General features: G+C 58.1%; 10 protein-coding genes. 6 read left to right on the top strand and 4 right to left on the bottom strand.

Annotation, left to right across the window (positions count from 1 at the left end; all coding sequences use genetic code 11):
* Positions 1-17 precede the first annotated feature (17 nt).
* From OC71_RS08530 to ahpF, 3 genes are all read left to right on the top strand, one after another.
* A complete protein-coding gene (locus OC71_RS08530; protein WP_041067146.1) occupies positions 18-956 on the top strand; it encodes a site-specific integrase in 939 nt (312 codons plus the stop codon).
* Positions 957-1,092: 136 nt separating this feature from the next.
* Positions 1,093-1,656: an alkyl hydroperoxide reductase subunit C gene (gene ahpC, locus OC71_RS08535; RefSeq protein ID WP_003224621.1), complete on the top strand. Its 564-nt coding sequence runs from the start codon at positions 1,093-1,095 to the stop codon at positions 1,654-1,656.
* Between the two features lie 132 nt (positions 1,657-1,788).
* Positions 1,789-3,351 (top strand): alkyl hydroperoxide reductase subunit F, encoded by a 1,563-nt coding sequence (gene ahpF, locus OC71_RS08540; RefSeq protein WP_041067149.1) that lies wholly within the window; start codon positions 1,789-1,791, stop codon positions 3,349-3,351.
* A gap of 126 nt (positions 3,352-3,477) precedes the next feature.
* On the opposite strand, the gene gloA is transcribed toward ahpF, so the two are convergent.
* Positions 3,478-3,999 (bottom strand): lactoylglutathione lyase, encoded by a 522-nt coding sequence (gloA, locus tag OC71_RS08545; protein ID WP_007963339.1) that lies wholly within the window; start codon positions 3,997-3,999, stop codon positions 3,478-3,480.
* A gap of 139 nt (positions 4,000-4,138) precedes the next feature.
* Between gloA and OC71_RS08550 the strand changes: the two genes are divergently transcribed.
* Positions 4,139-4,657: a DUF4946 domain-containing protein gene (locus OC71_RS08550; RefSeq protein ID WP_041067179.1), complete on the top strand. Its 519-nt coding sequence runs from the start codon at positions 4,139-4,141 to the stop codon at positions 4,655-4,657.
* 218 nt (positions 4,658-4,875) lie between these two features.
* On the opposite strand, the gene OC71_RS08555 is transcribed toward OC71_RS08550, so the two are convergent.
* The 3 genes from OC71_RS08555 to OC71_RS08565 form a co-directional block, all read right to left on the bottom strand.
* Positions 4,876-5,241, bottom strand: a complete 366-nt coding sequence (locus OC71_RS08555; RefSeq protein ID WP_003224630.1) for a histone-like nucleoid-structuring protein, MvaT/MvaU family — start codon at positions 5,239-5,241, stop codon at positions 4,876-4,878.
* Positions 5,242-5,475: 234 nt separating this feature from the next.
* Positions 5,476-7,011, bottom strand: a complete 1,536-nt coding sequence (locus OC71_RS08560) for an EAL domain-containing protein (protein WP_041067152.1) — start codon at positions 7,009-7,011, stop codon at positions 5,476-5,478.
* Between the two features lie 115 nt (positions 7,012-7,126).
* Positions 7,127-7,999 carry a LysR family transcriptional regulator gene (locus OC71_RS08565; protein ID WP_041067155.1) on the bottom strand — a complete coding sequence of 291 codons (873 nt, stop codon included), beginning with the start codon at positions 7,997-7,999 and terminating at the stop codon, positions 7,127-7,129.
* Positions 8,000-8,077: 78 nt separating this feature from the next.
* On the opposite strand from OC71_RS08565, the gene OC71_RS08570 reads away from it, so the two are divergent.
* Both OC71_RS08570 and hppD read left to right on the top strand, forming a co-directional pair.
* Positions 8,078-9,025, top strand: coding sequence for a DMT family transporter (locus tag OC71_RS08570; protein WP_041067158.1), 948 nt, complete (start codon positions 8,078-8,080; stop codon positions 9,023-9,025).
* Positions 9,026-9,270: 245 nt separating this feature from the next.
* Entirely contained in the window at positions 9,271-10,347 is a 1,077-nt protein-coding gene (hppD, locus tag OC71_RS08575) for a 4-hydroxyphenylpyruvate dioxygenase (protein ID WP_041067161.1), read from the top strand.
* The last annotated feature ends 89 nt before the right edge of the window (positions 10,348-10,436 follow it).

A 10,436-nucleotide genomic window follows, 5' to 3' on the forward strand; every position in this document is an offset into this window, starting at 1 on the left:
CAGCGAGAACACTGTCCATGAGCGAGATTGATCGCTATCTGCAAGCTGCCACCCGTGACAACACCCGCCGTAGCTATCGTTCGGCGATTGAACACTTTGAAGTCAAATGGGGTGGATTCCTGCCGGCGACGGCCGATAGCGTTGCGCGGTATCTGGTCGAGCATGCCGGCGTGCTGTCGATCAATACGCTGAAGCTGCGTTTGTCGGCGCTGGCGCAGTGGCACAACAGTCAGGGTTTTGCCGACCCAACCAAGGCGCCAGTGGTGCGCAAGGTCTTCAAAGGCATTCGCGCACTGCATCCGGCGCAGGAAAAACAGGCCGAGCCGCTGCAATTGCACGATCTGCAGCAAGTGGTCGACTGGCTTGAACAGGAAGTCCGCAGTGCGCGGCAGCAGCAAGATCGCCCGCAGTTGCTCAAGGCCTGTCGCGACCGGGCGCTGATCCTGCTGGGTTTCTGGCGCGGCTTTCGCAGCGATGAGCTGTGCCGTTTGCAAATCGAGCATGTGCAGGCGCACGCCGGTAGCGGCATCACCTTGTATCTGCCGCGCAGCAAGGGCGACCGCGAGAACCTCGGGCAGACGTATCAGGCGCCGGCGCTGCTCAAGCTGTGCCCGGTGCAGGCTTATATCGACTGGATCACCGAGGCGGCGCTGGTACGCGGTCCGGTGTTTCGCGGCATCGACCGCTGGGGACATCTGAGCGAGGAAGGCTTGCACGCCAACAGTGTCATTCCATTACTGCGTCAGGCGCTGGAGCGCGCCGGCATCCCGGCCGAGCGCTACACCAGCCATTCCCTGCGTCGCGGCTTTGCCACCTGGGCGCATCAAAGTGGCTGGGATTTGAAATCCTTGATGAGCTATGTCGGCTGGAAGGATATGAAGTCAGCCATGCGCTATGTTGAAGCGAGCCCCTTTCACGGGATGGCCCGGATTACGGATAAGCCGGCTTCGTCGTAGATATGGTTTTCTTCTATTAATACAGTCCGCTAATAGCGAAAACAAATCAGCAGCATCAGGTTTGCCAATGAGCCATCCGTCGAGTGAGTGGGTAGGATTCACCCATCGAATTCACAACCCTGACGGAGAGTCATCAATGCCTATCATCAACAGCCAAGTAAAACCGTTCAAAGCTACCGCATTCAAAAACGGCGACTTCGTACAAGTCTCGGACGCTGACCTGAAAGGCAAATGGTCCGTAGTGTTCTTCTACCCAGCCGACTTCACCTTTGTTTGCCCAACCGAGCTGGAAGACCTGGCCGACAACTACGCTGCGTTCCAGAAACTGGGCGTGGAAATCTACAGCGTTTCGACCGACACCCACTTTGCCCACGCTGCCTGGCACAACACTTCGCCAGCCATCGGCAAAATCGAATACACCATGATCGGCGACCCGACCCACGTCATCTCCCGCAACTTCGACGTGCTGATCGAAGAAGCTGGTCTGGCTGACCGTGGCACCTTCGTGATCAACCCTGAAGGCCAGATCAAAATCGTTGAACTGAACGATGGCGGCGTTGGCCGTGACGCTTCCGAGCTGCTGCGCAAGATCAAGGCTGCTCAGTACGTTGCTGCTCACCCAGGCGAAGTTTGCCCAGCCAAGTGGAAAGAAGGCGAGGCCACTCTGGCTCCGTCCCTGGACTTGGTCGGCAAGATCTGAGTCTGTGAGACACGCAACACAGGGCGGTACTCCGCACCTACCTCAGTAAGCTGCACCGCCCATTGAAAAAGCCCGGGCGAGATTCGCTCGGGCTTTTTTTCGCCTTGAATAAAGACACAGGAGATCGCCCGTATGTTGGACGCCAATCTTAAAGCCCAGTTGAAATCGTACCTGGAACGGGTCACCCAGCCGATCGAGATCGTTGCTTCCCTCGACGACGGTGCGAAATCCCGGGAAATGCTTGACCTGCTCAAAGACGTTGCCAGTCTTTCGAGCCAAATTACCCTGATCGACAGCGGCACCGATGCCCGCAAGCCGTCGTTCTCGATCAATCGCCCGGGTGCCGACATCAGCCTGCGTTTCGCCGGCATCCCGATGGGCCATGAATTCACCTCGCTGGTGCTGGCCCTGTTGCAAGTCGGCGGCCACCCATCGAAAGCCAGTGCTGAAGTGATCGAACAGATCCGCTCGCTCAAGGGTGAGTTCAGTTTCGAAACCTACTTCTCGCTGTCGTGCCAGAACTGCCCGGACGTGGTCCAGGCGTTGAACCTGATGGCCGTGCTGAACCCGAACATCCGTCACGTCGCCATCGACGGCGCGTTGTTCCAGGACGAAGTCAACGATCGCAAGATCATGGCCGTGCCGAGCATCTATCTTAACGGTGAAAACTTCGGTCAGGGCCGCATGGGCCTGGAAGAAATCCTCGCCAAACTCGACACCGGCGCCATCGAGCGTCAGGCCGAGAAGATCAGCGCCAAACAAGCCTTTGATGTCCTCGTAGTTGGCGGTGGCCCGGCCGGTGCTTCGGCTGCTATCTATGCCGCCCGTAAAGGCATTCGCACCGGGGTTGCGGCTGAGCGCTTCGGCGGTCAGGTGCTGGACACCATGGCCATCGAGAACTTCATTTCCGTGCAGGAAACCGAAGGTCCGAAACTGGCGACGGCGCTGGAAGAACACGTCAAGCAGTACGACGTCGACATCATGAACTTGCAGCGCGCCGACAAGCTGATTCCCGGCAAGAACGGCGAGTTGCACGAAGTCCATTTCGCCAGCGGTGCGACCCTGAAAGCCAAGAGCGTGATCCTGGCGACCGGCGCACGCTGGCGTGAAATGAACGTGCCGGGTGAGCAGGAATACCGCAACAAGGGCGTGGCGTACTGCCCGCACTGCGACGGTCCGCTGTTCAAAGGCAAGCGTGTGGCGGTGATCGGCGGCGGTAACTCCGGCGTCGAAGCGGCCATCGACCTGGCCGGTATCGTTTCCCACGTGACGCTACTGGAGTTCGACGTGCAACTGCGTGCCGACGCGGTGCTGCAACGCAAACTGCACAGCCTGCCAAATGTCACCGTGATCACCAGTGCGCAAACCACTGAAGTCACCGGCAATGGCGAGAAGGTCAACGGCCTGCGTTACAAGGATCGCAAGACTGACGAACTGCGCAACGTCGAGCTGGAAGGGATCTTCGTACAGATTGGTCTGCTGCCGAATACTGACTGGCTCAAAGGCACCATCGAGCTGTCACCACGTGGCGAGATCATCGTCGACAACCGTGGCGAGACGTCGATCCCGGGGATCTTCGCGGCGGGTGACGTGACCACCGTGCCGTACAAGCAGATCGTGATTGCAGTGGGCGAGGGCGCCAAGGCTTCCCTCAGCGCGTTCGATCACTTGATCCGCACTTCTGCGCCGGCGTAAGCATCAGTCGCTGAAACGCAAAAACCCATGAGCGATCATGGGTTTTTTTATGGGTGAAGCAAAAGATCGCAGGCTGCGGTAGCTCCTACAGAGGATGTGTAGGAGCTGGCGAGGCCTGCGATCTTTTTACAGCGGCGCAGGCTGAATGATTTCAACCCAGTAGCCATCCGGGTCCTTGATGAACGCCAGGCTTTTCATGCGGCCATCGGTCAGGCGCTTCTGGAAGTCACAGCCCAGCTCTTCAAAGCGCGCGCAAGCCGCAACGATGTCCGGCACCGAAATGCAAATGTGACCGAAACCGCGCGGGTCGGTGTTGCCGTTGTGATAAGCGAAATCGGCGTCGTTTTCGGTGCCGTGGTTGTGAGTCAGTTCGAGGATGCCGGGAATCGACTTCATCCACTCGGTGCGGGCCGCGGCGTCGGCCGGGATCTGCGCCTTGTCGACGAGGGCGAGGAAGTACAGGCTGAATTCGGCCTCCGGGAAGTCACGCTTTTCAACCAGCGAGAAGCCCAGAACGCGGGTGTAGAAGTCCAGGGACTTGGTGATGTCCTTCACACGCAGCATGGTGTGGTTGAAGACGAAGTTGCGGGTTGCGCTGTCTGGCGTGGCAGTGACGCCGGGGAAAGTGTTCAGTTCGTGCAGGCTCATAGGCCCTCCGTAACAATGGGGCGAGTAAATGGGCGCAATGATACGCATGCGGGGCGGCATCGCCAAACCGAATGCGCGGCTTGCTCTGGGGGCGACCGGGCCTCAGACTTTGCTGCTCAATCTGCGAGTGCCTCTGGTAATGATCCGACCGTTCAACGTGCTATTCGTTTGCCTTTTCTCGTCGCTGCTGGCCGCTCCGGCATGGGCCGATCAGCCGAGTATCACCTGGCCTGCGGGGTGGGAAATCCAGACATTGCCCGACACACCGCCGCAGGTGTCGCGCCAGCGTGCGGTGAAAAACGACGCCGATGGCAATCAGGTCATGGTGATGGAGTTGACCATGACTCAGGTTGAAGCTGGTCATCAGGTCAATGTGCCGGGCGTGCTGCTGGAGATGCGCAAGTCGATTCAGAAAGACTTTTTCCAGGGTGGTTATCAGAGTGTGTGCAATAAGGTGCACCCGGCGAAACTCGGCGCTCTGGACGCACTGGAAACCACCTGTACGATCACTGAAAATGGCCGACATGTGTTGTCGCAAACATTGGTTGCGGCGGTCGGGGCGGATAAGGCTTATGTACTTTCTTACGCGGGTAAGGCTGAGATTTATAAGGCCAGCGCTGACGAAATAGTCGCCGTGAGAAACAGCTTGAAACTTTAAGCCTCTGTTTCACCTCGGCCAGGTTAGATACCTCGAAGGCATTAAGCACAAAGTTTAGCAGCGGTGACCGTCGCAACATCCCGGCATGAGTTTTTCAGCCTCACGTCTTGTGGGTGTTAAAGCGGATTGATAACTAGCGCGGGGGAAATCGTTGCTTTTGTTAGATATTGTCGAAAAAAAAGCCCTGCATACAGCAGGGCTTGTTTGTTGGCGCAAGATTAACCGCGCAACCAGGAATCAACGGTGGCTGCACCGTATTGTTCCTTCCAGGCTTTCAAGCCACGGTGGTTGCCGCCCTTGGTTTCGATCAGTTCACCGGTGTGCGGGTTCTGATAAACCTTGACCACGCGAGCGCGGCGGGTTTTTGGTGCGGCGGACACTTGCAAGCCGGACTTGGACGGGTTCGGATCGAGAATGGCGATGATGTCTTTCAGGCCTTTGCCGTAGGTTTTCATCAGCCCCTGGAGCTTTTCTTCGAATTCGATTTCTTTCTTGAGCCCGGCATCGTTCTTCAGCGATTCCAGCTGCTTGAGCTGTTCCTGAAGGGCCTTTTCAGCTGCACGAAATTCAGCGAGTCTGGACAATATCTTTACTCCAATAGTGTGTTTGGCTGATACCAACCGCAAACAAAGCTATAAGCCAAGAGCCTTGAAGCGACTCGGTGATAATGGCTCACCTGTCAATCTTGCACAGGCTGAAAAAATTGTAGTAGTTAATGCGCCAAGAGTAAATCCTGATCTTGTCGTCATGTAACAACAGTGGTGTTTTGTATCAATTTGGTGCGTCGGGTCGAAGCGTCGGGCTTAATTTATTTTTAGTTAACGATCACTTAATGCAGCGATGAAGTCGGCGCCGGGCATGGGTTTTCCGAACAGATAGCCTTGCAGGAAGTTGACGTGGTGTGCGGTCAGGTAGTCAGCCTGTGCCGGAGTTTCTACACCTTCGGCAACAATACCCAGATCAAGCTTGGCCGAGAGTTCGATAATCGTGTCCAGAATATGCCGCGACAGCGCATCAATGCCGATCATCGCGACAAAACTCTGGTCGATCTTGAGAAAGTCGACATTGAATTTTCGCAGGTAGCCCAGGCTTGAATGCCCAGTGCCGAAGTCGTCGATGGCGATCATCACGCCGAGCGTGTGCAACTGCTCGAACAACTGGTGCGTGACATCGGTCGGCTCGATCAGTTGGCGCTCGGTCAGCTCCAGCACCAGGTTGATACTGCCGGGGGCAAACCCGGCGAGAAATTCGCGACAGTCCTCCACTAGCTCCAGGTCCTGGCAGTGACTGGCGGTGATGTTGATGCCGATATGGAACGGTTGGTCGAAGTCCACAGAAAGCGGGCCAAGCAGGGCGGCAGTCTGTTGCATCAGCGAGCGGGTCATGGGCACGATCAGCCCCGAATGTTCAGCGAACGGGATGAACAGGTCCGGGCGCACCAGACCTTCCTTGGGGTGTTTCCAGCGCATCAGCACTTCGGTGCCGGACCATTTCCTGCTGTCACCATGCACCACCGGCTGAAAGTAAGGGACGAACTCGCCGGCCTCCAGAGCGCGGAGCATTTCATGGCTGGGCGAGGTGGCGCGTCGTTGCAGGACGTGAGCGATTGCGCCCGAGATCACCCCGAAAAAGATCAGCAGGCTGAACAGCGGTGGGTATTCGGCGGCCATGTAGCGCCACGTTTGCCCTTGCGCGAACCCTGCGCTGACACTGAAGGCGTAACGTGAAGACACCAACGTACTTTGCGCAATCGGCAGCGGCGGGAGGGCGCCCTGATGCACTTTGCCATCGGCCGACAGCCAGTTGTCGCCGACCTGCAGTACCAACTGCGTCTGCCGACCGATCAGGCGCAGGATGTTGCTCAAGTGATAGCCATCGAGCGTAGTCAGCGCGCCACCGCGACCTTCGCTGAGCCGATACACCAGCAGCGCGGTGTCGGGCGTGACGGGGTTGCCATTCATCAACCACAGTTTGCCTTGCGCATAGTCGCCCGGATTCACGGCTTCCTTGAAATCACCGAACAACGAGCTGCAATAGAGGTTGTTGTCCCACACCAGGTTGGTCGAGCGCACGAAAGGCCGGCGGGTCACCTGTTCGCGCAAAGCCAGTTTTACGCTTTCGCAGGGCTGGCCAGCCAGGGGCAATAACTCGATGGCAGCCTGGGCAGTGTTGTCGAGCATCAGCTCGAATTGGCGCAACGCCTCATCGGCGGTGTTTTGCGTGCTCTGCTGCAAGGCCCGTTCGGCTTGCATATACAGAATCCCGCCGCCCAGCAGGACGGGCAATACACCGCAAAGCAGGGTCACCAAAATGCGCACGCTACGTTTGCGGCGGGGTCTGACGGTCAAGGGCATAGGCGCATCCTGTTGCGATGAGGTGGAACGCTCGAATGCAGGCCTGGCAACGGCGCATCGGTGAAGAACAGCGGAGTCAGAAGGGATGATAGATGGCTGCTGGCGCTTGTGCCGCTCACGGCTGATTGATCTGCTTGGCGAGTTCGATAAATGCCCGCGTGGCGGGCGAAGCCTGACGCTGATCGAGAACAGCGAGGCCGATCAGACGTTGCACCGCCGGCGACAGCGGCTTCTTCACGTAGCGCGGCGCTGGATCGTCTGGCAATGAGCCTTCGGCGACGACCGTGACTGCATCGCCCCGGCTGACGACGTCAAGGGTGCTGAGCAATTGCGAGCAGCGGTAGCGAATGTTCGGTTGCAGGCGCGCGGCAGTGAACAGGCGTGAAACCAGTTCCGCTGAACCGGCCTCGGTCAGCACAAACGGGTCGGCACATAAATCCTGAAGGCTCAGCGCCGCGCTTGCGGCCAGTGGATGACCGAGCGGGAGCAGGGCAACCATCTGGTCTTCGACAAGCGCAAAAGTGTCGAAGCGCTCCTCGGGCAACACCACGAAACCGACGTCGATTCGCCGCTCTTCCAGCCACTGCAGTACCTGCCGGTCCGGCCCCTCATCGATGTGCACTTCTATGCCGGGATGGACTTGGCGATAGCGCTGCAGAATTCTCGGCAGCAACTTGATCGACGCCGTCGGGCCGAACGAGCCAATGCGCAGCGTACCGCTTTTCATACCCCGCGCATCGGCCGCCTCCTGGCGCAGAGTGTTGGCCAGGCCGAGCATGGCGCGTGCGCGCTGGAGCAACTGCTCGCCGATATCGGTGAGCTCCACCTGCGACGGGTGTCGGCGCAACAACTCGACGCCCAACTCCTGCTCCAGGGATTTCATGGCGTGGGATACCGCTGACTGCGAAATCCCCAGACGATGGGCGGCGAGGGTGAAGCCGCGCAGTTCGGCGACCAGTGAGAAGATCTCCAGTTGCGTGAGGGTCATGAGTGTTTGCTCATTTTACGATGAGAGGGAATGAAGTAAATGATACGCCATCCTTTGGCTTCTCTGGTTTGGAGCGTCATGCGCAACGTGGAGCAAACTCGCAATAACGTTTCTGATCGGTCGGTTTATCTGACGCTGGCAGCCGTGACCATGATTTGGGGCGGGACCTTTGTCGCCGGGCGTTTTCTGGCGGGCAGCCTCAGCCCGCTGTTCGCCGCCAGCCTGCGCTTCCTGCTCGCCAGCGTGGCGTTGCTTGGGTTTGTATGGATTGCGCGTATCCCGCTGGCACGACCGACGCCTCGGCAATGGTTGCAATTGACGCTGCTGGGGTTCTTCGGGATCTTTTTCTACAACCTCTGTTTCTTTTATGGCCTGCAGTACATCAATGCCTCGCGCGCTTCGTTGATCGTCGCGTTGAATCCGGCCGTGATCGGCCTGGCTTCCTGGCTGTTGTTCAAGGAGCGCCTGGGCCGGGTGAAAGTCGCCGGCATCGCCCTGTGCATTGGCGGCGCGAGTCTGGTGATCGTCAGCCGCAACCCGCAATTGCTCGCCGTGACACCGAATGCCTGGATCGGCGATTTGTTGATTCTCGGTTGCGTAGCGGGCTGGGGTATTTACTCGCTGTTTTCCCGCGAGTTGAATCAGGCACTCGGCCCGCTGCAGACGGTGACGTTTTCGGTATTGATCGGCTGCGTGATGCTGTGGGCGCTGGCAATGCTGCGTGGCGAGGTCAGCGCGGCAGCCTTGCTCAACCTCGACACGCCGCAATGGCTGAGCCTGATCTACCTCGGTGTGTTCGGCTCGGCATTGGCTTACATCGGCTACTACGACGGCATCCGCAAAATCGGTGCGACCCGTTCCGGCGTGTTCATTGCCCTCAATCCACTGACCGCAGTGCTGCTCGGCGCGCTGTTGCTTGGCGAGCAACTGACCTTGACTCTGTGCTTTGGCGGCGCGCTGGTGCTGGCGGGAATTTACCTGTGCAACAAACCCCTTGCACCGATGCGAAAAAGGCGGATTTTATAGAGAGGGCAGACAACCCTATTTACGCTGTGTAGAATCCGGTTACGCATACAATAATAAACGTCTTCTGGCAGCAGAAGCCTCGCCCGCAAGAGCCTTGGGTCGACAATGAAGATATTCGGGTTTCAACTGATCTACGGTGACTTCCTCGCCCGCAGTGTGCGAGGCATCTCCTGCGCACCACCCGCCGGTCTCAGCATTACTGACAACTAACTCTGGTTAATTGATAAGAATGATGAGGCGTCACCATGGCAGATTTATACGAAAACCCAATGGGCCTGATGGGCTTTGAGTTCATCGAGTTCGCATCGCCGACTCCTGGCACCCTGGAGCCGATCTTCGAGATCATGGGCTTCACCAAAGTCGCGACCCACCGTTCCAAGAATGTGCACCTGTATCGCCAGGGCGCGATCAACCTGATCCTCAACAATGAACCACACAGCGTAGCGTCGTACTTCGCTGCCGAGCATGGTCCGTCGGTGTGCGGCATGGCGTTCCGGGTCAAGGATTCGCAGAAAGCCTACAACCGCGCCCTGGAATTGGGTGCTCAGCCGATTCATATCGAAACCGGGCCGATGGAGCTGAACCTGCCGGCGATCAAAGGCATTGGCGGCGCGCCGCTGTACCTGATCGACCGTTTCGGCGAAGGCAGCTCGATCTATGACATCGATTTCGTGTTCATCGAAGGCGTTGACCGCAACCCGGTCGGTGCCGGCCTGAAGATCATCGATCACCTGACCCACAACGTGTACCGCGGCCGCATGGCCTACTGGGCCAACTTCTACGAGAAGCTGTTCAACTTCCGTGAGATCCGCTACTTCGACATCAAAGGCGAATACACCGGCCTGACTTCGAAAGCGATGACCGCACCGGACGGCATGATCCGCATCCCGCTGAACGAAGAGTCGTCCAAGGGCGCCGGGCAGATCGAAGAGTTCCTGATGCAGTTCAACGGCGAGGGCATCCAGCACGTGGCGTTCCTCACCGACGATCTGGTCAAGACCTGGGATCAGTTGAAGAAGATCGGCATGCGCTTCATGACCGCGCCGCCGGACACCTATTACGAAATGCTCGAAGGCCGTCTGCCGAACCACGGCGAGCCGGTGGATCAACTGCAATCGCGTGGCATCCTGCTCGACGGCTCGTCGAACCCGGATGACAAGCGTCTGCTGCTGCAGATCTTCTCGGAAACCCTGATGGGGCCGGTGTTCTTCGAATTCATCCAGCGCAAGGGCGACGATGGTTTCGGCGAGGGCAACTTCAAGGCGCTGTTCGAATCGATCGAGCGTGACCAGGTGCGCCGTGGTGTACTCGCGACCGAGTAAGCCGCCACTAGAATGAAAAAATCCCGGCTTGCAGTAATGTAGAGCCGGGATTTTTTGCGTCAGCAAAAACTGTGGGAGCAACTGTCTTA

This window comes from Pseudomonas sp. W15Feb9B, assembly GCF_000828175.1.
In the GTDB taxonomy this organism is placed as follows: domain Bacteria; phylum Pseudomonadota; class Gammaproteobacteria; order Pseudomonadales; family Pseudomonadaceae; genus Aquipseudomonas; species Aquipseudomonas parakoreensis.

Coding starts and splice junctions, on each gene's coding strand:
- OC71_RS08530 (WP_041067146.1), top strand. CDS start 18: ATGAGCGAGATTGATCGCTATCTGCAAGCTGCCACCCGTGACAACACC.
- ahpC (WP_003224621.1), top strand. CDS start 1,093: ATGCCTATCATCAACAGCCAAGTAAAACCGTTCAAAGCTACCGCATTC.
- ahpF (WP_041067149.1), top strand. CDS start 1,789: ATGTTGGACGCCAATCTTAAAGCCCAGTTGAAATCGTACCTGGAACGG.
- gloA (WP_007963339.1), bottom strand. CDS start 3,999: ATGAGCCTGCACGAACTGAACACTTTCCCCGGCGTCACTGCCACGCCA.
- OC71_RS08550 (WP_041067179.1), top strand. CDS start 4,139: ATGATCCGACCGTTCAACGTGCTATTCGTTTGCCTTTTCTCGTCGCTG.
- OC71_RS08560 (WP_041067152.1), bottom strand. CDS start 7,011: ATGCCCTTGACCGTCAGACCCCGCCGCAAACGTAGCGTGCGCATTTTG.
- OC71_RS08565 (WP_041067155.1), bottom strand. CDS start 7,999: ATGACCCTCACGCAACTGGAGATCTTCTCACTGGTCGCCGAACTGCGC.
- OC71_RS08570 (WP_041067158.1), top strand. CDS start 8,078: ATGCGCAACGTGGAGCAAACTCGCAATAACGTTTCTGATCGGTCGGTT.
- hppD (WP_041067161.1), top strand. CDS start 9,271: ATGGCAGATTTATACGAAAACCCAATGGGCCTGATGGGCTTTGAGTTC.